Below are 24,789 nucleotides of genomic sequence, written 5' to 3'. Positions count from 1 at the left end.
CGGAACACGGCTTCCATGACCCTCTCGATCGCGATCCTCCTGTTCCTGGCCGGCTTTCTCGGCGGCGCGATCAACGCGGTGGCGGGCGGAGGAACGTTCCTGACCTTCGGCGCCATGACGCTGGCGGGCGTGCCGCCGATTTCGGCCAACGCCACCTCCTCCGTGGTCCAGCTGCCGGGCTATGTCACCTCGACGCTGGCCTACTGGAGCGACATCCGGCGCATGTGGCGCGGGGCGCTCGTGCTGTGCGCCGCCTCGGTCCTCGGCTCGCTCGGCGGCGCCTTTCTTCTGCTCTCGCTCGACAACCCGCAATTCCAGGCCCTGGTGCCCTGGCTCCTCGTGGCGGCCACCGCGCTCTTTGCGGCCGGTCCCTGGCTGAAACCCAAGCCCCGGCATGCCGCCGAGGCGGCGCGCGGGCGTGGCCTGGCACCGGCCGTGGTGCAGCTTCCGACCGCGATCTACGGCGGCTTCTTCGGGGCCGGCATGGGCATCATGATGCTGGCGACCCTCGGCCTGACGCAGGGCGGCGACTACCACCGGCTCAACGCGCTCAAAAACATGCTGGCGACCGTGATCGCGGTGGTCGCGATCTTCGTCTTCGTATCGGGCGGCGTGGTGGCCTGGATCGAGGTTCTGGTGATGGCGCCCGGCGTCGCGGTCGGCGGCTATGCCGGGGTGTGGATCGCCAAGCGCGTGCCGCAGAACGCCGTGCGCGTCGTGGTGATCGCGGTCGGACTCCTGCTGGCGGTCTACTACTTCTGGCGCAACAGCATCGCGTGAGGCCGTTGGCATCCGCGATCCGGCCCTGCCATATGCGCCCTGAACCCACGTCCCCGGTCGCCCCATGAGCATAGACGTTCCCTTCGCCCGCATGAACGGGCTCGGCAACCAGATCCTGGTCGCGGACCTGCGCGGGCGGGCGGACCGCATCACGCCGGACGCCGCGCGCGCGCTCGACGCCGATCCCGCCACGCGCTTCGACCAGATCATGGCGATCCACGACCCGCGCCTGGAGGGCACCGTCGCCCATGTGCGCATCCTCAACAGCGACGGGTCGGAGGCGGGTGCCTGCGGCAACGGCACCCGCTGCGTCGTGCAGGCGCTCAGCTCGGAAACGGGCCTGCAGGACTTCGTGTTCGAGACGCTGGGCGGCATCGTCGAGGCGCGCGAGCGTGACGACGGCCTGATCACCGTGGACATGGGAAGCCCCCGCTTCGGCTGGGCCGACATCCCGCTCGCCGAGGAGTTTCACGACACGCGCGCCATCGAGCTGCAGATCGGACCGATCGATGCGCCGGTGCTGCACTCGCCGTCCGCCGTCTCGATGGGCAACCCGCACGCGGTGTTCTGGGTGGACGACGTCGAGGCGCACGCGCTGGATCGCTTCGGGCCGATCCTCGAGAACCATCCGATCTTCCCGGACCGCGCCAACATCACGCTCGCGCAGGTGATCAGCCGCACGCACCTGCGCATCCGCACCTGGGAGCGCGGCGCCGGCCTGACGCTTGCCTGCGGAACGGCGGCCTGCGCGGCGGCCGTGTCCGCCGCGCGCACGCGCCGCACCGAGCGCGTGTTGACCGTCACGGTGCCGGGCGGCGACCTCCAGATCGAATGGCGGGTCGAGGACGACCACGTCCTGATGACCGGACCGGCCGAGTGGGAATGGTCGGGCCGGCTCGATCCCGCCACCGGCGCGTTCACCCGCGACGAGCCCGCATGACGCGCTCTTCGCCCGTCGAGGTCCACGACTTCGGCTGCCGCCTGAACACACTCGAGGGTGAGGTCATCCGGCGCACTGCCCAAGGGGCGTCGGGCGAGCCGCTCGTGGTGGTGAACACCTGCGCGGTCACGTCCGAGGCCGTGCGACAGGCCCGGCAGAGCGTGCGCCGCCTGCGTCGCCTTCATCCCAATGCGCGTCTCGTCGTGACCGGTTGCGCTGCGCAAACCGAGGGCGCGGCCTTCGCCGCCATGCCCGAGGTCGATGCCGTGATCGGCAACGACGCCAAGCTGCGATCCGAGACCTGGGCGACGTTGTCGCACTTCGGGCCGAGCGAGAAGCTGCGCATCGACGACCTGGCCAGCGTTCGCGAGACCGCCGGCCACATGGTGGAGGCGATCGAGAACCGGGCCCGCGCCATCCTTCAGATCCAGAACGGCTGCGATCACCGCTGCACCTTCTGCATCATCCCCTTCGGGCGCGGCCCCTCGCGCTCGGTGCCGGCAGGCGAGATCGTGCGTCAGGCGCGCCGCATCGCGGAAGGCGGCGTCGCCGAGATCGTGCTGACCGGCGTCGACCTGACGAGCTGGGGTGCGGACCTGCCGGGCGCGCCGAAGCTCGGAAACCTGGTCTCCCAGATCCTGCGCCTCGTGCCGGACCTGCCGCGCCTGCGCTTGTCCTCGATCGACCAGATCGAGGCCGACCCGCTTTTGGTGGAGCTGATCTGCGGCGAGCCGCGCTTGATGCCCCACCTTCACCTCTCGCTCCAGTCAGGTGACGACATGGTGCTGAAGCGCATGAAGCGGCGGCACACGCGCGACGACGCCCTGCGCTTCTGCCGGGAGGTGCTTGATCGGCGTCCCGAGATCGTGATCGGCGCGGACCTGATCGCCGGCTTCCCGACCGAGACCGACGCCATGGCCGAGGCGACCGAGCGCTTCGTGGGCGAAGCGGGGCTGACGCGCCTGCACGTCTTCCCCTATTCCGCGCGGCCCGGTACGCCCGCGGCCAGGATGCCGCCCGTTCCAGGCCCGGTGATTCGCGAGCGGGCGATGCGGCTACGCGCGATCGGCGCGGCCGCCGAGCGTCGCCATGTGGCGAGGCTCGACGGCGCACGGCTGCCGGTGCTCGTCGAGCGCGGCGGTCGCGGGCGCTGTCCGGACTTCACGAGCGTCCAGATCGCCGCCGGCCTCCCCGGCGCGATCGTGGACGCTACCTTGAGCCTTCAAAGCGGCGGCGAGCTTCACGCCGCGCCCCTCTCGGCCGCTTCCGGCCCCCTGATCGGACCTTGACGTCATGAGCGAACAAAAGGGCTTCTTCCGTCGCATCTTCTCCTTCGGAGCGAAGGAAGAAGAGCGCGTATCGCCCGAAAGCGAACTGCCGCGCGTCAACGACACGACCGCCAAGCGCGACGGAGCCCTGGACCCCGAGATCCACCAGCCGGCAGCGGCCGCGACCAACGCCGACGCCGAGGCGGGCGCCGATGCGTCGGAGCCGGTCACCGGCGGCATCACGCCGCTCACGCCGCGGCCGCCGAGCGCCGATACGGAAAAAAAAACTCTGAACTAGGGGCACCGGCCCCCGTCGATCCGCCGAGGGACGACGATTCCACCGCCTTCCTCGATGAGCCGCTCGCACCCGAGGCCGAGCCGGCCGGGGACTTTTCGTGGCTCGAGGAGCCGGGCCTTTCGCCCGAGCGCGAGGCCGACGACCGGCCGGTGGGCGATGTCCCGGCCTTCGACATCACCCCTCTTGAGACGCCGGCGCCTGCGCTGCCCGCACAGACCGAGGTCGAACGCACGCTTGCCGAGAACGACGGCGGCGTCGCGATCGAGCCGGAGCCTGTCGCGGTCGCGACGCATCGCGACGAACCGGCGCCGGCCGACCACGACGAGTTCGCCTGGCTCGACGCGCCGCTGCCGCCCGAGGAGCCCGACGCCGCCCCGTTCGCGCCGGGATCCGATGCGCCGGACCGTGTCGACGTCGCGCTCTCGCCGGTGGCGGGCGGACCGCTCGACGGCATACCGGGCCTTGCGCCGATCCCCGCGCCGCCCTCGCGCCTGCCGGTGGACGGCGAGGGGTGGAGCCTCAAGGAAGCCCGTGTCGAGGCGGCGCTCACGGCCGAGCCCCGTCGCCCCTTCTTTCAGCGCCTGCGAGAGGGTCTGTCGCGCTCCTCGAACCAGCTTGGCAGCCAGATCACCGCGCTGTTCACCAAGCGTCGCCTCGACGAGACCACGCTGCAGGAGTTCGAGGACGTTCTGATCCAGGCCGATCTCGGCGTCGAAACGGCGCTGCGGATCACGGACCGCCTGTCGGACGGGCGCTTCGGCCGCGAGATCTCCGGCGAGGCCGTGCGCGCCATCCTCGCCGAGGAGGTCGAGAAGGCCCTTGCGCCGGTCGCCCTCCCGCTCGAGCTCGATCTGTCGGTGAAGCCGCATGTCATGCTGGTGGTGGGCGTCAACGGTACGGGCAAGACGACCACGATCGGCAAACTCGCCGCCAAGCTCCGGCGCGGCGGCCTTTCCGTCACGCTGGCGGCCGGCGACACGTTCCGCGCGGCGGCCGTCGAACAGCTCAAGATCTGGGGCGAGCGCACCGGCTCGACGGTTGTCGCCAAGGCGATCGGGGCCGATGCGGCGGGCCTCGCCTTCGAGGCCTACGACGAGGCGGTGCGCAACGGCTCCGACGTCCTGATCATCGACACGGCCGGGCGGCTGCAGAACCGCGCGGAGCTGATGGACGAGCTCGCCAAGATCGTGCGCGTCCTCCAGAAGCGCGTGCCCGACGCGCCGCACACCGTGCTCCAGACGCTCGACGCGACCACGGGCCAGAACGCGCTCAGCCAGGTGGATATCTTCCGCAACGTCGCGGGCGTCAACGGTCTCGTGATGACCAAGCTCGACGGCACGGCGCGCGGCGGCATCCTGGTCGCCATCGCCGCCAAGCACAAGCTGCCGGTCTTCTTCGTGGGCGTCGGCGAGGGTATCGACGACCTCGAGCCCTTCAAGGCGCGCGACTTCGCCGAGGCCATTGCGGGCCGCGCTGGCACCGCCTGACTTCCGCCCGCCTCATCCCTATGATGGGGCGGACCTTTCTGGAACAGACCGTCATGACCGAACGCATCATCGAGCCGGCGCCCAACGCGCCCGCCAAGCCCGAGATCAACCCGCTCCTGAAGCTGGCGCTGGAGCTCGGGCCGCTCGTCGTCTTCTTCTTCGCCAACTCCCGCGGCGAGGCGATCGTCGCGCGCTTTCCGGCTTTGGCCGAGCTCGGCGGCCCGCTCTTCGTGGCGACCGCTTTGTTCATGGCGGCGACCGTGATCGCGCTCGCCGTCTCCTACGCGCTGACGCGCACCCTGCCGATCATGCCGATCGTCTCGGGGCTCGTGGTCGTGGTCTTCGGCACACTGACGCTGTGGCTGCAGGACGAGGTCTTCATCAAGATGAAGCCGACCATCGTGAACGGCCTGTTCGCGGCGGTGCTTTTGGGCGGCCTCGCCTTCGGCAAGCCACTGCTCGGCTACGTGTTCGACCAGGCGTTCAAGCTCGACGACGAGGGATGGCGCAAGCTGACGCTGCGCTGGGGCCTGTTCTTCGTGGTGCTGGCCGTGGTCAACGAGGTCGTGTGGCGCAACTTCTCGACCGACTTCTGGGTCGCCTTCAAGGTGTGGGCGACCATGCCCATCACCATGATCTTCATGCTGACTCAGATCCCGCTCCTGAAGCGTCATTCGCTGGAGCCGCTGTTCGACAAGAAGAGTTGACCGCGCATCGTCCGGCTCGCGCCCTCGCGAGCGTTGCGCGCGGCGCGGCGGACCCCAGATGGACGGATACCCCGGCCTGATGAGGATCCGCTCATGATCGACGCCCAGAAGCTTCTCGACCAGTTCCTCGGAACGCATGGCGGCAGCCGCCGCGCGATGCCGCCGCATGGTAGTGGAGGCGGTCTTGGAGGCGATCTCGGCCGCATCGCGCAGGCGGCGCTTTCGGGGCGCAGCGGCGGCGGCACGAGCGGGCTGGGCGGACTGGTCGGACAGGTTCTCGGCGGCGGCGCGGGTTCGCGTTCGGGCGGCGGCGGCCTGGCCGGCAAGGCGATCGGCGGCGCGCTGGCCGGCGGCCTCGCCTCGCAGCTCCTGAAGGGCAGGGCCACGAAGGGCTTGGGCGGCTCCGCCCTCAAGCTCGGCGGTCTCGCGCTCGTGGCGGGCCTCGGCTACAAGGCCTGGACCAACTACCAGGCGCAGCAGGACGCGTCACGCGCTGGCCAGGGCGCCGCGCCCTTCCCCCGCCCGGTCGGTCCCTCCAGCATTCCGTCCGCCGCCGCGACGCCCTTCCAGCCCCGTGCCGAAGAGGCCGAGGAGCGAGCCCGCCTTCTCCTGTCGGCGATGATCGCGGCGGCCAAGGCCGACGGCTACATCGATCGCGACGAGGAGGCCGCCATCTTCGGGCGCATCGACGATCTCGACCTCGAGCCCGACGAGAAGGGCGCGCTCATGGACGAGCTGCGCCGACCGCTTTCGATCGACGAGCTGGTGCGCCGCACGCCGAGCCACGAGGTCGCGGTCGAGGTCTACACGGCCTCGGTGATCGCGATCGATCCCGATCATCCCGCCGAGCGCGCCTATCTCGACATGCTGGCCGCACGGCTGGACCTCGATCCCGCGCTGGTCGCGGAGATCCGCCGTACGACCGACGAGGCGCGGGAGCGCTGACGGGTTCGGTTCGGAAGCCGCTCAGTCGGAGTGCCGAAGCCCGGCTGAGCCGACCCTAGAAATCGCCGACCGGTAGCGGGCGGCCGTCCGGCATATGCGTGCCGGCCGCGCCCGCCGGGTTGCCGAACGGCACGGGGCTCGCGCCGGCCGTCGCCTCGCGTTCGTGGTTGAGCGCCCAATGGACCGACGGGAAGGCGAGTTCGTCCCATGGAATGTCGTCCCACCGAAACAGGCGCAACTCCAGGCTTTCGGGCCCGGCCTCCAGACCACGGTCCTCCAGCGTCGCGCGGAAGATGAGTTGCACCTGGCTGATGCGCGGCACCGAGTAGACCGCCAGCAGACGCTCGATGGCGATACGGGCGCCGGCCTCCTCGTGGGCCTCGCGGATCGCGCCCTCCTCCGGCGTCTCGTTCAGTTCCATGTAGCCCGCCGGGATGGTCCAGAAGCCCCGGCGCGGCTCGATCGCGCGCCGGCACAGGAGCACCGTGTCGTCGGCCCGCACCACGGAGCCGACGACGATCTTCGGGTTCTCGTAGGCGACGAAGCCGCAGTGGTCGCAGACCTTGCGCGGCAGGCCATCGCCTTCGGGTATGCGGAGGGTGAAGGAGGGCAAAAGGGGATCGCTCATGAGGCGATGAAATGGGCGGCGGCCTCCCGGCGGCGAGGCCTCGTGCGGCAAGCCGTCCAACATGCGATGATGCCGTCTTCCCAGCGGAGTCCCCATGCCGATCGAAGCACTCCACCACGTCCAGCTCGCCATGCCCGCCGGCGAGGAGGCGGCCGCGCGCCACTTCTACGGCGAGACACTGGGCATGACGGAACAACCGAAGCCCGAATCGCTGCATGGGCGTGGTGGCGTCTGGTTCGCGTCCGGCGGGGCGCATGTCCATCTGGGCGTCGAGCGCGACTTCCGGCCGGCTCGCAAGGCCCACCCGGCGTTACGGGTTTCGGACCTTGCGGTCTTGCGCGCTCGCGTTGCGGCGGCCGGGTATGTCGTGCGCGACGACGAGCCGCTGCCGGGCTTCCGGCGCTTCTACGCCGACGACCCGTTCGGCAACCGCATCGAATTTCTGGAACCGGCCTGACTCGGCAAGCGGACGGCAAGGCGTTAAGCTCCGCGTCCCGTTCCGCAGCCCGGTCGCCCGCCCATGCCCTCGCCGCCCGCCCTGTCGCGCCAAGCCGTCGTCGCGCTCCTGTGCGGCGCGACAATCGTCACGATCGCGATGGGACTGCGCCAGGGCTTCGGCCTGCTTCTGCGCCCGATCGAGGTGGACCTCGGCGTCGGTCGCGAGGCCTTCGGGCTGGCCATCGCGATCCAGAACCTGATGCTGGGCCTCGCGCAGCCCTTCGTCGGCGCGGTCGCCGACCGCTGGGGCGCGGGGCGCGTCGCGGCCGTCGGCGGCCTCGTCTACGCGGCCGCGCTCGCGCTCTCGGCAGCTGTTTCGAACGCGCTCGGCCTCCACCTGACGCTCGGCTTCCTCCTGGGCCTGGCCATGACCGGCGTGACGTTCGTGGTGGTGCTGGGGGCCGTCGGTCGGCTGGTGCCGCCGGAGCGGCGCGGCGTGGCCTTCGGCATCGTGACGGCGGGCGGCTCGTTCGGCCAGTTCCTGCTCGTGCCCGCGACGCAGCTCGGGATCGAGGCGCTGGGTTGGCGCGGCATGCTTCTGGCGGGTGCTGGGCTGGCCGCGTTGATGGTGCCGCTGGCCCGGGGCATTCGCAGCGTGCCGAGCTCGCCCGGCGCATCGCGCGCCCTGCCGGCGGGAGCCGGTACGCTCCGCGACGGATTGGCCGAGGCGGCGCGCCATCCGGGCTACTGGCTTCTGAACGCCGGCTTCTTCGTCTGCGGCTTCCACATCGCCTTTGTGTCCACGCACCTGCCCGCCTTCCTCGCCGACCAGGGGCTCGATCCGGCGGTCGGTGCCCGCGCGCTGGCGCTGGTGGGCCTCTTCAACATCATCGGGTCCTATGTCTTCGGGCTTTCGGCCGACCGGCTGCGCAAGCGCAACGTTCTGGCCGCGATCTATCTCGGCCGGGCGGTGGTCTTCGCGGTGTTCCTAGCCCTGCCCTTCACGCCCCTTTCGGCGACGCTGTTCGCCTGCGCCATGGGCTTCCTGTGGCTCGGCACGGTGCCGCTGACGAGCGGCCTCGTCGGTCAGATCTTCGGCGTGCGCCACCTGTCGACCTTGTTTGGCATCGTGTTCATGAGCCATCAGATCGGGGCCTTCTGCGGCGCGTTCGGGGCGGGCCTCGCCTACCGCGCGACCGGCTCCTACGACATCGTGTGGACGATCTCGATCGCGCTCGGCGTCCTCGCCGGTCTCGTCAACCTGCCGATCCGGGACCGGCGCATCGAGCGAGAGGCGGCCGCGGCATGACGCGCGCGGATCTCACGACGATCGCGGTGCTGGCGCTGGCGGGCGCCTCGGGGCTGGCCCTATGGAGCTTGGCGGGCCCGCGCATCTGGACCGGCATGGCCTTCGGCTTCTGCCTGTAGGCCGAGGTCAGCGGGCGGGCGCACCCAACGCCGGCAGAAGGCCGCGCCGCACGGCATCCGGCGTCAAGGGTCCGGTCTGCTTCCACAGGATCGTGCCGTCGGCTCCGACGAGAAACGTTTCCGGCACGCCGTAGACCCCCCAGTCGATCGTCGAGCGACCCGCCTGGTCGGTGCCCACCGCATCGTACGGATTGCCGAGGTCGCCGAGGAAGCCAAGCGCGTTATCCGGCGCGTCCTTGTAGTTGAGGCCCTCGATGCGCAGGCCGAGCGCTCGCAGCTGCGGGTCGCGCGCCAGGGCCAGAAGCAGCGGATGCTCCTCGCGGCAGGGGCCGCACCACGACGCGAAGACGTTGACGAGGCGCGGCCGCCCGTCGCCGCCCCGGATTGCAAGGCCCGGCACGGCGCTTCCGTCCGCCGCCCGCAGACCCTCCAGCGGCGGCAGCACGGTTTCCGGCGCGGCGCGGCCGATCAGGACGGAGGGCAGCGACTGCGGGTCGTGGCCCGAGCGCAGCTGGTAGAGAAAGAGGCCCGCCAGCGCCGTGAAGACGACGAGCGGCAGTAGCGCCACGGAAACGCGCCGACGGCGCGAGGGCGCCGTTTCGCCGGGTGCGGTCATGGCCTGCCCCGCTCGGCGTCGAGACTGGCGAGGCGACGTCGGGTGCGCACGGCATCCACCGCGATCCACAGCGCGAGCGCGCCGATGGCGAGCGCCGACATGCCGTAGGCCGCGCCGACGAACCAGACGTAGGACGCGCTCAAGCGACAGCTCCCGCCCGGCGGCGCTCGAGGCTCGCGATACGTCGGCGGCGAAGCTCGGTTCGCATCGCGGTGAGATGCAGGGCGAAGAACAGAAGCGTGAAGCCGGCCGCGCACAGGAAGAGCGGCCAGAGATAACTCGCGTCCATCGAGGGACCATCCATGCGCAGGACGCTGGCGGGCTGGTGCAGCGTGTTCCACCAGTCCACCGAGAACTTGATGATCGGGATGACGAGGAAGCCGACCAGCACGAAGACGGCGCTCATGCGGCCCGCCCGCTGCGGCTCGTCGAAGGCGCGCGTCAGAGCGATCAGGCCGAGATACATCAGGAACAGGACGAAGACCGAGGTGAGGCGCGCGTCCCAAACCCACCACGTCCCCCACATGGGCCGGCCCCAGACCGAGCCGGTGAAGAGGCACAGGAACGTGAAGACCGCACCGATCGGCGCGGCGGTGCGGATCGCGACCTCGGCGATGGGGTGGCGCCAGACGAGAAGGCCGAGCGCCGACAGGCTCATCACCGTCCAGGTCATCATGGAGAGCCAGGCAAAGGGTACATGCACGAAGAGGATGCGCACCGTGATGCCCTGCTGGTAGTCCTCGGGCGCGCGCAGCGCCATGGCGAGCCCCGCGACCAGCAGAACCGCCGCCGCGCCGTAGGCATAAGGCAGGACGCGCCCCGAGATCTCCAGGAAGCGCGTCGGATTGGCCAGAAGCGCAAAGCGCGAGGGGCGCACGGTGTCGATGCGGCTCATGGAAGGGCGAGGTCCGGGCTCCGGGGCATGCCGTTGGTTTAGAACGGTCCTACGCCTCGCGCAAACCGTCGGCCCGTCCGGGAAAGCCGTGGACCCACATCGCCATGCCGATCGAGGCCGGCATCACCGGCTCGAAGCCCTGTTTGGAGTAGAGGTGTCGCGCGTCGCCGTCGGCGATCAGGCTGACATAGGCGGTGTCCGGCGCCGTCTCGCGCAGCCAGGCGACGAGGTCGGCGAAGATGCGCTTGCCGATGCCCCGCCCCTGGTGCTCCGGCTCGACCGCCATGTCCACGATCTGGAAGTGGCAGCCGCCGTCGCCGATGACGCGGCCCATCGCGACCGTGCGACCGTCCGCCCGCGCGACCACGGCGTGGCACGTGTTGGGAAGCCCCCGCAGCGCGGCCTCCTCGCTCTTGATGCTGAGGCCCGAGATGGCCCGCAGGCGTCGGTAGTCGTCGACCGAGGGCGTTTCGGCATGGAACGTGTAGGTCATCAAGCCTCTAGTCGTTGGCGGCACGCAGCGCGGCGCTGGCGGCGATCGGGCCGATCGCTCCGTAGAGAAGCGTCAGCGCGCACAGGATCAGGAACGGTGCGCGGAAGGGCGCGACCGCGTCCACCGCGCCGAAGGTCGCCGAAACGCCAAAGATCAGCACCGGCACGCAGAGCGGCAGGGTGAGGACCGAGACGAGGACGCCGCCGCGCGGCAGCGCGCTCGCGACCGCCGCGCCGACGGCCCCGATCAGGACGATCGCGGGCGTCCCGACCAGGAGCGTCAGCGCGGAAGCAAGGAGCGCCGGCGGCTCGACGGCAAGCAGCAGGCCGAGAAGCGGGCTCGCCGCCACGAGCGGAAGGCAGCTCGCGCACCACAGCGCCGCGCATTTGGCGAGCACCACGAGCGGCAGCGGCAGCTCTCCCATCAGGTAGAGGTCGAGCGTGCCGTCCTCGCGGTCCGGCTGGAACAGGCGGTCGAGCGACAGGAGCGCGGACAAAAGCGCGCCGATCCAGAGGATCGCGGGGCCGATTCGTGACAGAAGCGCCAGGTCCGGCCCGACGCCGAAGGGAATCGTGGCGACGACGGCCAGAAAGAAGAGGATGCCGGTTGCCCCGCCGCCAGAGCCGGTGAGAAGCAGCCGAAGGTCGCGGCGGAACAGGGCGCCCATCACCAGTCGCTCCAGCCGTCCGACGGGACGGACGAGGTGATGGGCTCGCGCAGGCGCAGTTCGCGTGCGTCGAGCCCGAGCGGCAGATGGGTCGCCGCCGCGATGATCCCGCCCCGGGCCAGAAAGTCGCGACACAGCGCCGACAAGCGCGTCGTGGCATCGGCGTCGAGCGCCGCGCTCGGTTCATCCAGTAGCCAGACCGGTCGGGGCGCGACGAGAAGACGCGCGATGGCGACGCGCCGCGCCTGGCCTGCCGAGAGCGCCGCGCACGGCAGGTCGCGAACGCGCGGAACCGCGACCGCGTCCAGCGCTTCCGCCGGATCGAGGCCGCCGGTCCGATGCCAGAAGGCGAGCTCGGCGCAAACGCGGCGCGTCGGCTTCAGGGCGTTGCGGTGGCCGAGATAATGCGCGGCGCGGCTGATGCGCGCCTCTTCCTCGCCCGCGGCGTTTCGCCAGCCGTCGATCCGGGCCGCGCCCGAGACCGGCGGAAGCAGCCCGGCGAGCGTGCGCAGGAGCGTCGACTTGCCAGCCCCGTTCGGGCCGGTGACCGCGAGCGCCTCGCCGTCCGCGAGTTGCAGGTCGAGCGCCGGTGCGAGCGCCCTGCCCTCGCGGCCCCAGGTCAGTTCCAGAAGTCGAAGCGTCGGCAAGGTCGGAAGCGGCCTCGAACTCTCGGCATGGCAGGCTGGTGCCCTTGTGCGGAGCGCGCCGCCCGATGGCAAGGGCACGCGGCGCAAACCTCGCGGAAACGCTCCGCCGCAATTTTCGTCAAAGGCGCGTGTCTCGCCCTTTATAGCCGTTACAAACTTGCCTATAAGGCACCCAACCGTGCCAGCGACCGGCGCGGGCCACATAGCGCCGATCTCACGCGGCCCGCATTCCCGGCGGGGCCCGAGGCGGACGGGCGGAAATGGTCGCACCCGCATCTTCCAACGCACCCGCGCCTCGCGGGCGCGGCGGTCGTTCGCCTTTCGGACATCCAACGGTTCGACAAGGAACGAGACCTCATGGCCCATCCCGATAGCTTCAAGAGCCGCCGAACCCTCAACGTCGAGGGTCGCGAATACGTCTACTTCGATCTCAAGGCGGCGGAAGCCAACGGTCTGACGGGCGCCTCGCGCCTGCCCTACTCGCTGAAGGTCATTCTCGAGAACCTTCTGCGCAACGAGGACGACCGCACCGTCAAGGCCGACGACATCCGCGCCATGGCGCGCTGGCTGGACGACCGCGGCACGGCTGGCCACGAGATCGCCTATCGTCCGGCGCGCGTGCTGATGCAGGACTTCACCGGTGTTCCGGCCGTGGTGGATCTCGCCGCCATGCGCGACGCCACGCAGAACCTCGGTGCCGATCCCGACAAGATCAACCCGCTCGTGCCGGTCGACCTCGTGATCGACCACTCGGTCATGGTCGACTACTTCGCCCAGCCCGACGCCGCGCAGAAGAACGTCGACGTCGAGTACGACCGCAACGGCGAGCGCTACACGTTCCTGCGCTGGGGCTCGGGCGCGTTCCGCAACTTCCGCGTCGTGCCTCCGGGCACCGGCATCTGCCACCAGGTGAATCTGGAATACCTCGCCCAGACCGTCTGGACGAAGGAGGAGAACGGCGAGACCGTCGCCTATCCCGACACGCTGGTCGGCACCGACTCGCACACCACCATGGTGAACGGCCTGGCGGTGCTCGGCTGGGGCGTCGGCGGCATCGAGGCCGAGGCGGCCATGCTCGGCCAGCCCGTCTCCATGCTGATCCCGGAAGTGATCGGCTTCCGCGTCGACGGCCGTCTGCCCGAAGGCACCACCGCGACCGACCTCGTGCTCACCGTCACGCAGATGCTGCGCAAGAAGGGTGTGGTCGGCAAGTTCGTGGAGTTCTACGGCCCGGGCCTGGCCAACCTCACGCTGGAAGATCAGGCGACGATCGCCAACATGGCGCCGGAATACGGCGCGACCTGCGGCTTCTTCCCGATCGACAAGGACACGCTCGGCTACCTCGACGCGACGGGCCGCGACAAGCACCGCATCGCGCTGGTGGAAGCCTACGCCAAGGCGCAGGGCATGTTCTACGAGGCGGGCGCGGCCGAGCCGGTCTTCACCGACACGCTGGAGCTCGACCTGTCCACCGTCGTGCCCTCGCTCGCCGGCCCGAAGCGTCCGCAGGACCGCGTCGCTCTGACCGACGCCTCGGCGAAGTTCCGCGAGGCGCTCATCGAGCTGCAGGGCGGCCGCAAGAAGAGCGAGCTTCCCGACTCGGTCGGTGACTCGCGCTTCATGGACGAGGGCGCCGTGCCCCCGCACAAGACGCCCGAGACCGTGCGCCACAACGTGCAGGGCGCCACCCACGGCATCGCCGACGGCGACGTCGTGATCGCGGCGATCACCTCGTGCACCAACACCTCGAACCCGAACGTGCTGGTCGCCGCCGGCCTCGTCGCCCGCAAGGCGCATGCGCTCGGCCTCAAGGTGAAGCCCTGGGTGAAGACCTCGCTCGCACCCGGATCGCAGGTGGTGACCGAGTATCTCGAGAAGGCCGGCCTCCAGGGCGATCTGGATGCGATGGGCTTCAACCTCGTCGGCTACGGCTGCACGACCTGCATCGGCAACTCCGGCCCGCTGCCGGAGGCGATCTCCGAGGCGATCAACGAGAACGACCTCGTGGCCGTGTCGGTGCTGTCGGGCAACCGCAACTTCGAGGGCCGCGTGAACCCGGACGTGCGGGCGAACTACCTCGCCTCGCCGCCGCTGGTTGTCGCCTACGCCATCGCCGGCTCGATGTTCGTCGACATCACGCGCGACGCGCTCGGCCAGGATCAGAACGGAAACGACGTCTTCTTGCGCGACATCTGGCCTTCCACGCAGGAGATCAGCGACATCGTGCGCAAGACGGTGACGCGTGATCTCTTCGAGACCCGCTACTCCGACGTCTTCAAGGGCGACCGGCACTGGCAGCAGATCACGGTCACGGAGGGGCAGACCTACGACTGGGACGACCGTTCGACCTACGTGCAGAACCCGCCCTACTTCGAGGGCATGACGATGACGCCCAAGCCCGTCACCGACATCCACAACGCCCGCATCCTGTCGCTCTTCCTCGACTCGATCACCACCGACCACATCTCGCCGGCCGGTTCGATCAAGAAGAACGGCCCGGCGGGCGACTACCTTGTGTCGCACCAGGTCCGCCCGGTGGACTTCAACAGCTACGGCGCGCGCCGCGGCAACCACGAGGTCATGATGCGGGGCACGTTCGCCAACATCCGCATCAAGAACCAGATGGTGCCGGGCATCGAGGGCGGCATCACCAAGCACTTCCCGTCCGGAGAGCAGCTGCCGATCTACGACGCGGCGATGCGCTACCAGAACGAGGACGTTCCGACGGTCGTCTTCGCGGGCAAGGAGTACGGCACCGGCTCCAGCCGAGACTGGGCGGCCAAGGGCACCGTGCTTCTCGGCGTGCGCGCCGTGATCGCGCAGAGCTTCGAGCGCATCCACCGCTCGAACCTCGTCGGCATGGGCGTCGTGCCCTTCGTCTTCCAGGAAGGCACGAGCTGGCAGTCGCTCGGCCTGAAGGGCGACGAGACCGTCACGATCGAGGGCTTGGCCGACGTCAAGCCGCGCCAGACGGTGAACGTGCGCATCACGCGGGCCAACGGCGAGGTTCTCGACGTTCCGCTGCTCTGCCGCATCGATACGCTGGACGAGCTGGAATACTTCCGCGCCGGCGGCATCCTGCCCTACGTCCTGCGCCAGCTCGCCGCCTGAGGCGAGCTCTCTCCGCTTGCTGCGCGAACGCCGTCCCTCGGGGCGGCGTTCGTCGTTTCGGGGGGCGTCATCACCGTCCGGTCACCCACGATTGACCGGAGCGCACGGTGAGCGAGTGCCCAGGTTGCCATATGTTGACGAGGTCACCGGTCCCGTCGAAGCGCCCCGCCCATGATCCCGTCAGCTGTCCGCTTCCTCGCCTTCGTCCTCGCGGCGGCCGCCTGCCTGCCGAGCGTGGGTGTCGCGGGCGAGCGTCGCGCCAGCAGCGACACGGTGCGGGGCGTGGTGGAGTTCTTCACGAGCCAGGGCTGCGCCGATTGTGTGGCGGCCGAGACCGTGATCCGCGATCTGCGGCGAGACGCGGGGCTTGTGGTCGTCTCCTATCACGTCGACTACTGGGACTATATCGGGTGGCGCGACACGCTGGGCTCGAACCGCAACGGCGAGCGGCAGCGCGATTATGCGCGTCAGATCAAGAGCGGGCCGCTCGCGACACCCCAGGCCGTGGTCAACGGCCGGATCGCGCTGCCGGGCGGGGACGGCGCGGTTCTGCGCGCGACCCTCGCCCGCCACGACCTGCGGCAGGCCGCGGCCTCCCGCCCCCGCGTCGACCTCACGAGCGACGGCGAGACCCTGACGCTGCGGGCCGAGCCGGCCGCGGCATCGCCGAACGGCCGGGCGCCGGTCGTGATGCTCGTCACCTACGCCGCCCGCACGGTCACCCGCGTTGAGGACGGCGAGAACCGGGGGCGCGAGATGGTGGACAGCCAGGCGGTGCGGGACTGGCGCGTCGTCGGGACGCTCAAGGACGAGCCGCTCGAGGTCTCGGTTCCGCTCACGATGCTGGTGGAGGCGACGCAGGGCGCCGGCTGCGCGGTTCTGGTTCAAAGCGTCGACGAGAACGACCAGCCCTCCACGATCCTTTCGGCCGCCGCGCTCGACTTCTGAGCGCTCGAGGTTGCAACCCGCTTCGCGGCCGACCATTTCCGTGACAGGATGACAGAGCCGTGACGCGTGGTCGCGCGCCTCCCGCCAGGCGCGGCCTCCGCACGGAGCGAAGAGGGACGTGTGCCTGTGACCGATGCGACCGAAACCTCCGCCGCGCTGATCGACCTCGGCGCCGTGCGGGGAACGGGGCTGCCCGTGGTCAGCTTCAACCGGGTTGAACTCAGCGAGATCCTGCGCGTCTACGGGCGCATGGTGGCGGCCGGCGAATGGCGCGACTATGCGATCGACATGCTGAAGGACCGAGCGGTGTTCTCGATCTTTCGACGATCGTCGGAGATGCCGCTGTTTCGCGTCGAGAAGAACCCGAAGCTCGCGCGCCGCCAGGGCGCCTACAGCGTGGTGGCCGCGGGTGGGCTCGTGATGAAGCGCGGTCAGGACCTTGCGCAGGTCCTGAGGGTGTTCGACGGCAAACTGAAACTCGTCGAGGACTGACGAGGCGAGGAGACGGCCTCCTCCCTCCAGTTTGACCGCGACGGCTACAGGAGCGTGCCGGGATAGCGTGTCTCGTCCGGCAGCGTGGCCTTGCCGCCGTTGAGTTCGAGCTGCATCAGCACCGTGTCGATCCAGCGCCCGAACTTGAAGCCGGACCCCTCGAAGATACCGATATGGCGGAAGCCAGCGCGCTCGTGCAGCCGGATCGAGGGCTGGTGATCGGCACCACCGATCACCGCGATCATCTGACGGAAGCCGAGTTCCTGCGAGAGTTCGACGAGGCGTTCGAGCAGGATGCGCCCGAGCCCCTGCCCCTTCGCGGCCGGGTCGATGTAGATCGAGTCCTCGACCGACCAGCGATAGGCAGGGCGTGCCCGGAACGGGCCGGCATAGGCATAGGCGACGACCTCTCCCAAGGCGTCGCAGGCCACGATGTAGGGATAGCCCTGCCCCGTCAGCGTGCGCCAGCGGTTCAGCATCTCCGATGCGTCGGGCGGCACGATCTCGTAGGTCGCGGTCCCGTAGAGAACGGCGTCGGCGTAGATGCGCTGGAGCGCGGGAGCGTCGTCCTCGCGGGCATCGCGCAGCGTGAAGGCAGTCATGGATCGCAAACCTTGGGGAGCGGCAGGTGACGCGTCGGTTTTCCGTCGCGCGGTCCCCGCTCTATCCGACCCCGCGCGCACGAAAAAGGGGCGATCCTCGCGGACCGCCCCTCGCATTCCTGCCGCTGTCTTCGATCTGGCCTTAGTTGCGGTTGCCGAAGATCGAGAGAAGGAAGGTGAACATGTTGATGAAGTTCAGGTAGAGCGACAGCGCACCCATGATCGCCTTGCGGCCCGCCACCAGCGTGTCGTCGCCTTCCCAGTACATCTCCTTGATGCGCTGCGTGTCGTAGGCGGTGAGGCCCGCGAACACGAGAACGCCGATCACCGAGATCGCGAAGCCGAGCGCCGAGCTCTGCAGGAAGATGTTGACCAACATCGCGATGATGATGCCGAATAGGCCCATCACCAGGAACGAACCCATGCCCGACAGGTCACGACGCGTCGTGTAGCCGAAGAGCGAGAGCGCGCCGAACGAGGCGGCCGTGATGAAGAAGACCTGGACGATCGACTCCTGCGTGTAGACGAGGAAGATCGTCGACAGCGACACGCCGACCAGCGCGGCATATGTCCAGAAGGTCGCCTGGGCCGCCGACACGCTCATGCGGTCGATGCGGAAGCTCATGAACATCACCAGCGCGAGCGGTGCCAGCATCAGCACCCACTTCAGGGGCGACACGAAGACCGCGACGCCCAGCTGGGTCAGCATCACGTCGCGGAACTGGCCCGCGGCCAGCGACGGATCGGTGGTCGTGGCGAGGTTGAAGACGCCATAGGCCGCCACGCCCGTGATCAGCAACCCGATGGCCATCAGGTTGTAGACCTTGAGCATGTAGGACCGCAGGCCTTGGTCGATCGATGCGTCGGTCCGGCTTCCCGCAACGGGAACGCTCCGAAGACCGGCGTTCCATTTGTCAGCCATGAAAGTACCCTTTCTCGTGTCCCGTCGGGTGTCGCATCCGGTGCCCGTTCGGGCGTTCTCCGGTCGAGGCGCCGCTGGCGGGACGCACAGCAAGCCTTGTGCTGAAATATGCGGAGGCACTCGCACCGCCACAAGCCCATAACGGGCGGCAAACAGGATCCGCGCCCGTCTTTCCCGATTAAATTTGCGTTATCCGCCGGGTGTTTACCATGTTTCCCGGGCCTTGCTCACAACTCGCGGAGCACCGGTGCCGCCCGCTGGCCCAGCACCCGCCACGTGCCGGCCAGGCCGAATCCCACCGTCAGCACCAGCGCCACGACGAGCGTCGAGAGCGCGAGAGGCGCGTCGAACGCAAAGGGCAGACGCATGATGCGGGCCACGACGTACCAGGCCGCCAGCGCGCCGGCCGCGATCGCGAAGGCCGCCGTCGCCGTCCCGAGCGCCATGTACTCCGTGACATAGGCGCGGATCAGCGTGGCGCGCGTCGCGCCGAGCGTCTTCAACACGACCGCATCGTGGACGCGTGCCCGGTTGCCGGCTGCAAGCGCGCCCGAGAGCACGAGAACCGAGGCGACGAGCGCGACGGCGGCCGCCGCCCGGATTGCGAGTGCAAGCTGCGCCACGAGCGCGTTGACCGCGTCGAGCGCGTCCTTGACCCGGACGGTGGTGACCGCCGGGAAGCTGTTGCTGATCTCGCGCAGGACCGTGCGCTCGGTCTCGGCCGTCGTGTTCGGGATGTCGAGCGTGGCGAGCCAAGCATGAGGCGCGCCGGCAAAGGCGTTGGGCGAGAAGACCATCACGAAGTTGATCGACAGCGACTCCCATTCCACGACGCGGAAGTTGGCGATGCGCGCGGTGATCTCGCGGCCGAGTACGTTGACGGTGATGGTCTGCCCGACCTCGAGGCCGAGCTCCTGCCCCTCCTGTGCAGCGAACGAGACGAGCGGCTCGCCGGCATAGTCGGCCGGCCACCACTCGCCGTCCGTGAGCGAGGTGTTCTCCGGTGCGGTCGCGGCATAGGTCACGCCCCGGTCGCCGCGCAGCACCCAGGCGCCCTCGGGCGGCACGTTCACCTGCCCGACCGGCACGCCGTTGAGCTGCGTGATGCGCCCGCGCAGCATGGGCACCGCCTCCAGCGTCGAGCCCGGCGCCAGTTGCGAGATCTCCTGGCGGAACGGATCGATCTCGTTGTTCTGGATATCGACGAAGAAGAAGGCGGGGGCCCGGGCTGCAAGGCCCGTCCCGATCTCGCGGCGCAGGCCGTTGTCGATCGTGGCCAGCGCCACCAGCAGGGTCAACCCGAGCCCGAGCGACAGAACCACCGAGGCGGTGAGCGCGCCGGGACGATGGATGTTGCCGATGGCGAGGCGCAACGGCGTCGAGCGCACGCGCGGCAGGCGTCGGGCGATGCGCCGGATCGCCTCGGCGACGACCCGCAGGATCGCGAAGGCGACCGCCGTCGCGACCAGGAAGACGCCCGCCACCGTCTTGTCGCTCGCCATCAGGAAGGCGAGACCCGCGATCAGCGCCGCTAGCACCAAGGCTGTGAGCGCGTAGGACCAGCGGATGCGGCGAAGGCTCGGCTCCTCGGACGAGCGGAACAGCGCCGTCGCGGCGACGTCGCGCGTGCGGCCTAGCGGCAGGATCGCGAAGCACAGCGCGGTGAGGTAGCCGAACGCGGCGGCAAGCGCGAGCGCTCCCGGATAGATGCCGGCTTCCGCCGCCACCGGGATCTGCGCCTCCAAAAAGCGCGCGGCGCCGAACGGCGCGATCGCGCCGAGGACGAGCCCGAGCGCGACGCCGATGGTCGACAGGACGAGGATCTGGAAGAGGTAGATCGCCACCACGAAGCGGCCGCCGGCGCCCAAGCTCTTGAACGTCGCGATCACCGTGCGCTTGGCGTCGAGATAGGCGCCAACGGCGTTGGCGATGCCGACGCCGCCTACGATCAGCGCGGTCAACCCGACCAGCGTCAGGAACTGCGAGAAGCGCTCGATATTGCGCTGGAGCGAGGGCGCCGCCCGGCTGGCGTCACGGATGCTCCAGCCGGCCTGGGGGAACTGCCGGTTCGCCTCCGCCTCGACCGCAGCCGGATCGGTCGCGGGATCGGAGAAGCGCAGCTTGTAGTCGTATTCGACAAGCGATCCCGGCTGAACGAGCTGGCTGGCGGCGAGCGCCGGCAGCGAAACCATCAGGCGCGGCGCGAAGATGAAGCCGTCCGACAGGACGTCGGGCTCGCGCACGAGCCGCGCGCGCAGCTCGACCTCGATCGACCCGACCCGAACCGTGGCGCCCGGCTGGATGCCGAGCCGATCGAAGAACTCGGGCGCGGCCACCGCGCCGAAACGTCCATTCCGCTCCGCCAGAAGGTCGGCGAGCGGCGCCCCGCCGTCGGTCTCCGCCGCGCCGAAGAGCGGATAGAGTGGCCCGACCGCCTTGACCTCGGCCAGCGTCTGGTTGAGCCCGTCGGGCAGGCGCGCCATGGAGCGCAGCGAACCGATCGGCGACACCTCGCCGTAGCGGGCGAGAAAGGCTTGTTCCTCGGCGCTCGCCTCCCGCCCGTTCAGGCCGAAGCGCATGTCGCCGCCCAGAATCGTCCGCCCCTCGCGCGTGATGCCCTCGGTCATCATGGTCGAGACCGAGTTCACGGCCGCGATCGAGGCGACGCCAAGCGTCAGGCACAGAAGAAAGATCACGAAGCCGCGCAAGCCGCCGCGCATCTCGCGCAGGGCAAAGCGCCAGGCAAGCCGGAGGTCGCCGGCGCCGGACATCGGCGCGGTCGTCACGACGCGAGCTCGCGCTCGGCGACCACCGGCGGCGTCTTGCGTATCTCGCCCGAGCGCACGGCAATCTCGCGGCCGCAGCGCTTGGCGAGAGCGGGGTCGTGCGTGACCAGCACCAGCGTCATCGCACGGCGTGCCTGCTCTCGAAACAGGAGGTCGGCGACCTGACGGCCGGTTTCGCCGTCGAGGTTCCCGGTGGGCTCGTCGGCGATCAGGATAGCCGGTTCCGGCGCCAGCGCACGCGCGAGTGCCACGCGCTGCTGCTCGCCGCCCGACAACTCGCCGGGGTAGTGCGTGACGCGCTCGCCGAGCCCGACGGCCCGCAATTCGCTTTCCGCCCGGCCGAAGGCGTCCGGATGCCCTGCCAGCTCCAGCGGCACGGCGACGTTCTCGAGCGCCGTCATGTTGGGGATGAGGTGGAAGCTCTGAAAGACGATGCCGACATGCCGCCCCCGGAAGGCCGCGAGCTGGTCCTCGCTCAACGGGCCGAGATCCTGCCCGGCGATCTCGACGAGCCCCTCGTCGGCCCGTTCCAGCCCCGCCAGAATCATGAGCACCGTCGACTTGCCGGAGCCCGATGGCCCGACGATGCCTACCGACTCGCCGCGCGCTACATCCAGATCGACGCCCTTGAGGACGTGCACCGCGCCGCGACCGCGACCCAACGTCAGATGAACGTTTCGTAATCGGATCGCCGGTTCAGCCAAGGGATCGCGCTCCTATATCGGCGTTGGGGGCGCTGCGGCGTCCCGTCTTTTCGCACCGCAGGATATGGGTGGACGATGCCGCGCTTCCAATCGCTTCTCCTGATCGTGACGCTGTGTCTCGGCCTTGGTCCCGCCGTGGCGCAGGATCGGCCGGAGGTGGTGGCCTTCGGCGACTCGTTGTCGGCGGGCTACGGAGTTGGGCCGGGCGAGTCCTTTCCCGAACAGCTGCAAGCCGCGCTGGAAAAGGCCGGCACGCCCGCGACCGTGGTGAATGCCGGCGTGTCGGGCGATACGACATCGGGCGGGCTGGCGCGTCTCGACTGGTCGGTTCCTCAGACGGCGGATGTCGTGATCGTGGAGCTCGGTGCCAACGATGCCTTGCGCGGGGTCTCGCCGGCGGTGACGCGGGCCAACCTCGACCAGATCCTCCAGCGCCTCACCAGCCGTCCCCGCACCCAGGTGATCCTGGCCGGCATGATCGCACCGCCCAACATGGGCTTGGAATACGGCCGGGTCTTCGACCCGATCTATCGCGAGCTCGCCGACAAGTACGACGTGCCGCTCTACCCGTTCTTTCTGGACGGAGTGGCCGCCGTCGCCAATCTCAACCAGGCCGACAAGATGCACCCCAACAAGGCCGGTGTCGCGGTGATCGTCGAACGCATTCTTCCCAAGGTGCAGGCCGCGATCCAGCGGGTGGGTGCCGAGGGCTGAGCCTTGAGGCGCTGATCAGCTGAGCGCGGCCTCGCCTGCGCTCAGATGGCCGAGAAGGCTTTCGACGCCGCGCCTTGCTGCGGCCGCGGTGGCCTCGACCTTGCGCGGCGGGGCGACAGCCAGGGGGCGCAGCGTCACGCTCGCATGAGCCTCGCCGCCCTCGAAGCGGAGCTGCGCACCGGCCCGGCGCCCGATCGCCAGCATGGCGCGGTTCTCGGCAAGGCACTGGAAAACGAGCTCGCGCAGGCCCTTGCGTTGAGCGACGCGCTGCAGGTTTGCAAACAGGAGGCGCCCGAAACCCGCGCCACGGCAGGACGCTTCCAGACTGAACGCGACCTCAGCCCGCTCGCCACCGCGATCCAGCCCATGCAGCTCGGCGGCGCCGCGCAGCTCGCCATCGACGAACAGTCCCAGCACCGTCGCCGTTTCGAGAACCCGCACCGCATAGGCGGCAATGAAGTGCTCGTTCACGGCACCGCCGAAGCGCAGGCGACGCGCGTTCGCATCGAGGCGCAGGAGATGATCGCGAAAGCGCACCGCATCCTTCGCCGTCAGCTGGCGCTGATGAGCCCGCGAGGCGTCGAGATCGAGATCGGTTCCGGTCAGAAGATCGATAGACATGACTTCGGCAGCAAGACTTCGAGCAGCGCAAGACGTCGTCTAGGCCTGCTCTTCAGATGGTTGTGCAGCGCACAACAGTCCATCGGTTTCTGTGCATGGCACCCATGCATCCCCTTGAAGTCGCGGGGTGGTGATGAAACTCTTTCCGCAACACAGGCACACGGCCGCTCACCCCGGCGCCGGGCCAGAGCGCACGGCACGGGCGAGACGTCCCCCTTCCATGGGAAAGGACCCGTCTTCATGCCTCGCCTCTTCGCCGCCCTCGAGATTCCACGCGACGCCGCCCTGTCCCTGTCGCTCCTGCGCGGAGGCCTTCCGTCGGCCCGCTGGATCGAGCCCGAAAACTACCACCTGACGCTGCGCTTCTTCGGCGACATCGACCCACGTACCGCGGACGAACTCGTGGCCGCCCTGGACCGCGTGCGCCGTCCCGCCTTCCAGTTGACGCTGCGGGGTCTCGATGCCTTCGGCTCGCGCAAGCCGCACGCGATCTACGCACGCGCCGAGCCGCTCCAGCCGCTCGAGCTTCTGGCGGCGGAGATCGACCGTATCGCCAAGCGGCTCGGCCTGCCCGCCGATGCACGCCGCTTCACGCCGCACGTGACGCTGGCTCGCCTGCGCAACCCCAAGAGCGAGGAGGTGGCGCGATATCTGGCGGGCCGCGGCGACTTCCGCACGCCGCCCTTTGCGGTCGGTCGCTTCGTCCTGTTCTCGTCGCGCGACTCGGTGGGCGGCGGCCCCTATGTCATGGAGGAGGCCTTCTCGCTGCAGGATCGTCCAGTGGCGGTGCAGGGAGCCGGCGCTCTGGCCGACCTGCCGGCCTGACGCATCCGCCTTTGACCGCCGGGGGACCGCAGCCCATATGGGTGCGGGTCGATCGACGAGATAAGGAGCCACCGGCATGGCGACGGACGAGGAGTTCAGCGCATCGGCACCGTCCGACACCCGGCCTGCGCTGCGCGAAGGGCTGACGGGCGAGATCCTGCTTCCAGGCGATGCCGAGGAGCAGCGTCGGCAGGAAACGCGCGTGCGCCGGGGGTTCATGGGAACGCTGAAGCGGGCGTTGCGCCACATCCCCTTCATGGAGGATGTGGTCGCCTCCTACCATTGCGCGCTGGACCCGCGCACGCCCACCGCTTCGCGCGGCATCCTCCTGGCGGCGCTCGCCTACTTCGTCCTGCCCTTCGATGCGATCCCCGACATCCTGGCCGGCATCGGCTTCGCCGACGATGCGGCAGTGCTGATGGCCGCCTTCACGGCAGTTCGCTCCAACATCCGACCGGAGCATTACGAGAAGGCGCGGCGAACGCTGGAGGAAAACGTCGGCGAGGAGCCGCATTCGGCCTGAGGGTCGGGACGGGCTGACGGGGATTCCACTTCCCGCCCGCCCCACTCGCGCCCCATTCGTCCGGTTCCTCGCGTTGGTCCGTCCGGGCAAGGCTGATGGGTTCTGCACAAGCCCCGCCCCAGGCGACGAGACCGGTGCCGATGCGCCTCGAAACCCGTGCGCTCCCGCGTCCGGTCGTATTCGAGACGTCGAATTTCCGATCCGTTTACCCTGGTTTAAGGGCTCTTCGGTCAAGCTTCGGGCGCAATTCCCGCTGCGCCCGCGCCCCTGGCGCGAGCGGGCCCGATTTCGACTGACGCACGAG

Annotated in this window: 28 protein-coding genes; 16 read left to right on the top strand and 12 right to left on the bottom strand. The window is 69.5% G+C overall.

Translation table 11 applies throughout. From position 1 onward, the window contains the following. The first annotated feature begins 15 nt into the window (after positions 1-15). From BLQ76_RS00305 to BLQ76_RS00280, 7 genes are all read left to right on the top strand, one after another. Entirely contained in the window at positions 16-780 is a 765-nt protein-coding gene (locus tag BLQ76_RS00305) for a sulfite exporter TauE/SafE family protein (protein WP_090667243.1), read from the top strand. Between the two features lie 64 nt (positions 781-844). Beyond that, positions 845-1,720, top strand: a complete 876-nt coding sequence (gene dapF, locus BLQ76_RS00300; RefSeq protein ID WP_090667241.1) for a diaminopimelate epimerase — start codon at positions 845-847, stop codon at positions 1,718-1,720. After that, positions 1,717-3,009, top strand: coding sequence for a tRNA (N(6)-L-threonylcarbamoyladenosine(37)-C(2))-methylthiotransferase MtaB (mtaB, locus tag BLQ76_RS00295; RefSeq protein ID WP_090667237.1), 1,293 nt, complete (start codon positions 1,717-1,719; stop codon positions 3,007-3,009). Before dapF ends, mtaB begins: the two co-directional genes overlap by 4 nt. Before the next feature lie 4 nt (positions 3,010-3,013). Further along, the gene (locus tag BLQ76_RS22420) at positions 3,014-3,286 is read left to right on the top strand and encodes a hypothetical protein (RefSeq protein WP_210285752.1); all 273 of its coding nucleotides are present in this window, start codon (positions 3,014-3,016) and stop codon (positions 3,284-3,286) included. Between the two features lie 149 nt (positions 3,287-3,435). Further along, positions 3,436-4,773 carry a signal recognition particle-docking protein FtsY gene (ftsY, locus tag BLQ76_RS00290; protein WP_244519421.1) on the top strand — a complete coding sequence of 446 codons (1,338 nt, stop codon included), beginning with the start codon at positions 3,436-3,438 and terminating at the stop codon, positions 4,771-4,773. A gap of 53 nt (positions 4,774-4,826) precedes the next feature. After that, a complete protein-coding gene (locus BLQ76_RS00285; protein WP_090667231.1) occupies positions 4,827-5,480 on the top strand; it encodes a septation protein A in 654 nt (217 codons plus the stop codon). A 93-nt stretch (positions 5,481-5,573) separates the two neighbouring features. Continuing rightward, the gene (locus tag BLQ76_RS00280) at positions 5,574-6,425 is read left to right on the top strand and encodes a tellurite resistance TerB family protein (protein ID WP_090667228.1); all 852 of its coding nucleotides are present in this window, start codon (positions 5,574-5,576) and stop codon (positions 6,423-6,425) included. 55 nt (positions 6,426-6,480) lie between these two features. On the opposite strand, the gene BLQ76_RS00275 is transcribed toward BLQ76_RS00280, so the two are convergent. Then, positions 6,481-7,053 carry an NUDIX hydrolase gene (locus tag BLQ76_RS00275; RefSeq protein WP_090669366.1) on the bottom strand — a complete coding sequence of 191 codons (573 nt, stop codon included), beginning with the start codon at positions 7,051-7,053 and terminating at the stop codon, positions 6,481-6,483. 94 nt (positions 7,054-7,147) lie between these two features. Here BLQ76_RS00275 and BLQ76_RS00270 point away from each other — a divergent pair, with 94 nt between their 5' ends. From BLQ76_RS00270 to BLQ76_RS22635, 3 genes are all read left to right on the top strand, one after another. Continuing rightward, the gene (locus BLQ76_RS00270; RefSeq protein WP_090667225.1) at positions 7,148-7,510 is read left to right on the top strand and encodes a VOC family protein; all 363 of its coding nucleotides are present in this window, start codon (positions 7,148-7,150) and stop codon (positions 7,508-7,510) included. 63 nt (positions 7,511-7,573) lie between these two features. After that, positions 7,574-8,800 carry an MFS transporter gene (locus BLQ76_RS00265; RefSeq protein WP_090667221.1) on the top strand — a complete coding sequence of 409 codons (1,227 nt, stop codon included), beginning with the start codon at positions 7,574-7,576 and terminating at the stop codon, positions 8,798-8,800. Next, entirely contained in the window at positions 8,797-8,919 is a 123-nt protein-coding gene (locus BLQ76_RS22635) for a hypothetical protein (RefSeq protein ID WP_280140040.1), read from the top strand. Before BLQ76_RS00265 ends, BLQ76_RS22635 begins: the two co-directional genes overlap by 4 nt. A 7-nt stretch (positions 8,920-8,926) precedes the next feature. On the opposite strand, the gene BLQ76_RS00260 is transcribed toward BLQ76_RS22635, so the two are convergent. The 6 genes from BLQ76_RS00260 to ccmA are packed head-to-tail and all read right to left on the bottom strand — an operon-like array spanning position 8,927 to position 12,441. Continuing rightward, positions 8,927-9,535, bottom strand: a complete 609-nt coding sequence (locus BLQ76_RS00260) for a DsbE family thiol:disulfide interchange protein (RefSeq protein ID WP_090667215.1) — start codon at positions 9,533-9,535, stop codon at positions 8,927-8,929. Next, on the bottom strand, positions 9,532-9,678 hold the full coding sequence (ccmD, locus tag BLQ76_RS00255) for a heme exporter protein CcmD (RefSeq protein ID WP_090667212.1): 147 nt from the start codon (positions 9,676-9,678) through the stop codon (positions 9,532-9,534). The genes BLQ76_RS00260 and ccmD overlap by 4 nt, the downstream gene beginning before the upstream one ends. Further along, positions 9,675-10,430 (bottom strand): heme ABC transporter permease, encoded by a 756-nt coding sequence (locus BLQ76_RS00250; RefSeq protein ID WP_090667209.1) that lies wholly within the window; start codon positions 10,428-10,430, stop codon positions 9,675-9,677. Before BLQ76_RS00250 ends, ccmD begins: the two co-directional genes overlap by 4 nt. A gap of 49 nt (positions 10,431-10,479) precedes the next feature. After that, positions 10,480-10,923 (bottom strand): GNAT family N-acetyltransferase, encoded by a 444-nt coding sequence (locus BLQ76_RS00245; protein WP_090667206.1) that lies wholly within the window; start codon positions 10,921-10,923, stop codon positions 10,480-10,482. 7 nt (positions 10,924-10,930) lie between these two features. After that, complete coding sequence (gene ccmB / locus BLQ76_RS00240) at positions 10,931-11,590, bottom strand: heme exporter protein CcmB (protein ID WP_090667203.1); 660 nt, start codon at positions 11,588-11,590, stop codon at positions 10,931-10,933. After that, a complete protein-coding gene (ccmA, locus tag BLQ76_RS00235; RefSeq protein ID WP_090669364.1) occupies positions 11,590-12,441 on the bottom strand; it encodes a heme ABC exporter ATP-binding protein CcmA in 852 nt (283 codons plus the stop codon). Before ccmA ends, ccmB begins: the two co-directional genes overlap by 1 nt. A gap of 153 nt (positions 12,442-12,594) precedes the next feature. Between ccmA and acnA the strand changes: the two genes are divergently transcribed. The 3 genes from acnA to BLQ76_RS00220 all read left to right on the top strand — a co-directional run bounded on the left by acnA (position 12,595) and on the right by BLQ76_RS00220 (position 16,788). Further along, positions 12,595-15,348, top strand: coding sequence for an aconitate hydratase AcnA (acnA, locus tag BLQ76_RS00230; RefSeq protein ID WP_090667199.1), 2,754 nt, complete (start codon positions 12,595-12,597; stop codon positions 15,346-15,348). 171 nt (positions 15,349-15,519) lie between these two features. Then, the gene (locus tag BLQ76_RS00225; protein WP_090667196.1) at positions 15,520-16,296 is read left to right on the top strand and encodes a DUF1223 domain-containing protein; all 777 of its coding nucleotides are present in this window, start codon (positions 15,520-15,522) and stop codon (positions 16,294-16,296) included. Between the two features lie 156 nt (positions 16,297-16,452). Further along, the gene (locus BLQ76_RS00220) at positions 16,453-16,788 is read left to right on the top strand and encodes a DUF2794 domain-containing protein (RefSeq protein ID WP_210285774.1); all 336 of its coding nucleotides are present in this window, start codon (positions 16,453-16,455) and stop codon (positions 16,786-16,788) included. Positions 16,789-16,832: 44 nt separating this feature from the next. On the opposite strand, the gene BLQ76_RS00215 is transcribed toward BLQ76_RS00220, so the two are convergent. From BLQ76_RS00215 to BLQ76_RS00200, 4 genes are all read right to left on the bottom strand, one after another. Further along, positions 16,833-17,390 carry a GNAT family N-acetyltransferase gene (locus BLQ76_RS00215; protein ID WP_090669361.1) on the bottom strand — a complete coding sequence of 186 codons (558 nt, stop codon included), beginning with the start codon at positions 17,388-17,390 and terminating at the stop codon, positions 16,833-16,835. A 142-nt stretch (positions 17,391-17,532) separates the two neighbouring features. Then, a complete protein-coding gene (locus BLQ76_RS00210) occupies positions 17,533-18,312 on the bottom strand; it encodes a Bax inhibitor-1/YccA family protein (protein WP_090667190.1) in 780 nt (259 codons plus the stop codon). 227 nt (positions 18,313-18,539) lie between these two features. Next, positions 18,540-21,083, bottom strand: coding sequence for an ABC transporter permease (locus BLQ76_RS00205; RefSeq protein ID WP_090669358.1), 2,544 nt, complete (start codon positions 21,081-21,083; stop codon positions 18,540-18,542). Between the two features lie 11 nt (positions 21,084-21,094). Continuing rightward, positions 21,095-21,802: an ABC transporter ATP-binding protein gene (locus BLQ76_RS00200; protein ID WP_090667186.1), complete on the bottom strand. Its 708-nt coding sequence runs from the start codon at positions 21,800-21,802 to the stop codon at positions 21,095-21,097. A 75-nt stretch (positions 21,803-21,877) separates the two neighbouring features. On the opposite strand from BLQ76_RS00200, the gene BLQ76_RS00195 reads away from it, so the two are divergent. Continuing rightward, positions 21,878-22,516, top strand: a complete 639-nt coding sequence (locus BLQ76_RS00195) for an arylesterase (protein ID WP_090667183.1) — start codon at positions 21,878-21,880, stop codon at positions 22,514-22,516. Positions 22,517-22,531: 15 nt separating this feature from the next. Here the strand turns inward: BLQ76_RS00195 and BLQ76_RS00190 are convergent, their stop codons facing one another. Next, complete coding sequence (locus BLQ76_RS00190; RefSeq protein ID WP_090667180.1) at positions 22,532-23,137, bottom strand: GNAT family N-acetyltransferase; 606 nt, start codon at positions 23,135-23,137, stop codon at positions 22,532-22,534. Between the two features lie 240 nt (positions 23,138-23,377). Here BLQ76_RS00190 and thpR point away from each other — a divergent pair, with 240 nt between their 5' ends. Both thpR and BLQ76_RS00180 read left to right on the top strand, forming a co-directional pair. Next, entirely contained in the window at positions 23,378-23,962 is a 585-nt protein-coding gene (thpR, locus tag BLQ76_RS00185) for an RNA 2',3'-cyclic phosphodiesterase (RefSeq protein ID WP_090667177.1), read from the top strand. 76 nt (positions 23,963-24,038) lie between these two features. Then, entirely contained in the window at positions 24,039-24,485 is a 447-nt protein-coding gene (locus tag BLQ76_RS00180) for a YkvA family protein (protein WP_090667175.1), read from the top strand. The last annotated feature ends 304 nt before the right edge of the window (positions 24,486-24,789 follow it).

Origin of the sequence: Aureimonas jatrophae (genome assembly GCF_900104035.1) — a bacterium.
GTDB classification, from domain to species: Bacteria; Pseudomonadota; Alphaproteobacteria; order Rhizobiales; family Rhizobiaceae; genus Aureimonas; species Aureimonas jatrophae.
The sequence above is the reverse complement of the archived record's forward strand: the minus strand, read 5'-3'. Positions and strand labels throughout refer to the sequence as shown.

What these genes read in the sequence shown, in the direction of transcription:
- BLQ76_RS00305 (WP_090667243.1), top strand. Translation starts at nt 16, where the DNA reads ATGACCCTCTCGATCGCGATCCTCCTGTTCCTGGCCGGCTTTCTCGGC.
- dapF (WP_090667241.1), top strand. Translation starts at nt 845, where the DNA reads ATGAGCATAGACGTTCCCTTCGCCCGCATGAACGGGCTCGGCAACCAG.
- mtaB (WP_090667237.1), top strand. Translation starts at nt 1,717, where the DNA reads ATGACGCGCTCTTCGCCCGTCGAGGTCCACGACTTCGGCTGCCGCCTG.
- BLQ76_RS22420 (WP_210285752.1), top strand. Translation starts at nt 3,014, where the DNA reads ATGAGCGAACAAAAGGGCTTCTTCCGTCGCATCTTCTCCTTCGGAGCG.
- BLQ76_RS00285 (WP_090667231.1), top strand. Translation starts at nt 4,827, where the DNA reads ATGACCGAACGCATCATCGAGCCGGCGCCCAACGCGCCCGCCAAGCCC.
- BLQ76_RS00280 (WP_090667228.1), top strand. Translation starts at nt 5,574, where the DNA reads ATGATCGACGCCCAGAAGCTTCTCGACCAGTTCCTCGGAACGCATGGC.
- BLQ76_RS00275 (WP_090669366.1), bottom strand. Translation starts at nt 7,053, where the DNA reads ATGAGCGATCCCCTTTTGCCCTCCTTCACCCTCCGCATACCCGAAGGC.
- BLQ76_RS00270 (WP_090667225.1), top strand. Translation starts at nt 7,148, where the DNA reads ATGCCGATCGAAGCACTCCACCACGTCCAGCTCGCCATGCCCGCCGGC.
- BLQ76_RS00265 (WP_090667221.1), top strand. Translation starts at nt 7,574, where the DNA reads ATGCCCTCGCCGCCCGCCCTGTCGCGCCAAGCCGTCGTCGCGCTCCTG.
- BLQ76_RS22635 (WP_280140040.1), top strand. Translation starts at nt 8,797, where the DNA reads ATGACGCGCGCGGATCTCACGACGATCGCGGTGCTGGCGCTGGCGGGC.
- BLQ76_RS00260 (WP_090667215.1), bottom strand. Translation starts at nt 9,535, where the DNA reads ATGACCGCACCCGGCGAAACGGCGCCCTCGCGCCGTCGGCGCGTTTCC.
- BLQ76_RS00250 (WP_090667209.1), bottom strand. Translation starts at nt 10,430, where the DNA reads ATGAGCCGCATCGACACCGTGCGCCCCTCGCGCTTTGCGCTTCTGGCC.
- BLQ76_RS00245 (WP_090667206.1), bottom strand. Translation starts at nt 10,923, where the DNA reads ATGACCTACACGTTCCATGCCGAAACGCCCTCGGTCGACGACTACCGA.
- ccmB (WP_090667203.1), bottom strand. Translation starts at nt 11,590, where the DNA reads ATGGGCGCCCTGTTCCGCCGCGACCTTCGGCTGCTTCTCACCGGCTCT.
- ccmA (WP_090669364.1), bottom strand. Translation starts at nt 12,441, where the DNA reads ATGTGGCCCGCGCCGGTCGCTGGCACGGTTGGGTGCCTTATAGGCAAG.
- acnA (WP_090667199.1), top strand. Translation starts at nt 12,595, where the DNA reads ATGGCCCATCCCGATAGCTTCAAGAGCCGCCGAACCCTCAACGTCGAG.
- BLQ76_RS00225 (WP_090667196.1), top strand. Translation starts at nt 15,520, where the DNA reads ATGATCCCGTCAGCTGTCCGCTTCCTCGCCTTCGTCCTCGCGGCGGCC.
- BLQ76_RS00215 (WP_090669361.1), bottom strand. Translation starts at nt 17,390, where the DNA reads ATGACTGCCTTCACGCTGCGCGATGCCCGCGAGGACGACGCTCCCGCG.
- BLQ76_RS00210 (WP_090667190.1), bottom strand. Translation starts at nt 18,312, where the DNA reads ATGGCTGACAAATGGAACGCCGGTCTTCGGAGCGTTCCCGTTGCGGGA.
- BLQ76_RS00205 (WP_090669358.1), bottom strand. Translation starts at nt 21,083, where the DNA reads ATGTCCGGCGCCGGCGACCTCCGGCTTGCCTGGCGCTTTGCCCTGCGC.
- BLQ76_RS00195 (WP_090667183.1), top strand. Translation starts at nt 21,878, where the DNA reads ATGCCGCGCTTCCAATCGCTTCTCCTGATCGTGACGCTGTGTCTCGGC.
- BLQ76_RS00190 (WP_090667180.1), bottom strand. Translation starts at nt 23,137, where the DNA reads ATGTCTATCGATCTTCTGACCGGAACCGATCTCGATCTCGACGCCTCG.
- thpR (WP_090667177.1), top strand. Translation starts at nt 23,378, where the DNA reads ATGCCTCGCCTCTTCGCCGCCCTCGAGATTCCACGCGACGCCGCCCTG.
- BLQ76_RS00180 (WP_090667175.1), top strand. Translation starts at nt 24,039, where the DNA reads ATGGCGACGGACGAGGAGTTCAGCGCATCGGCACCGTCCGACACCCGG.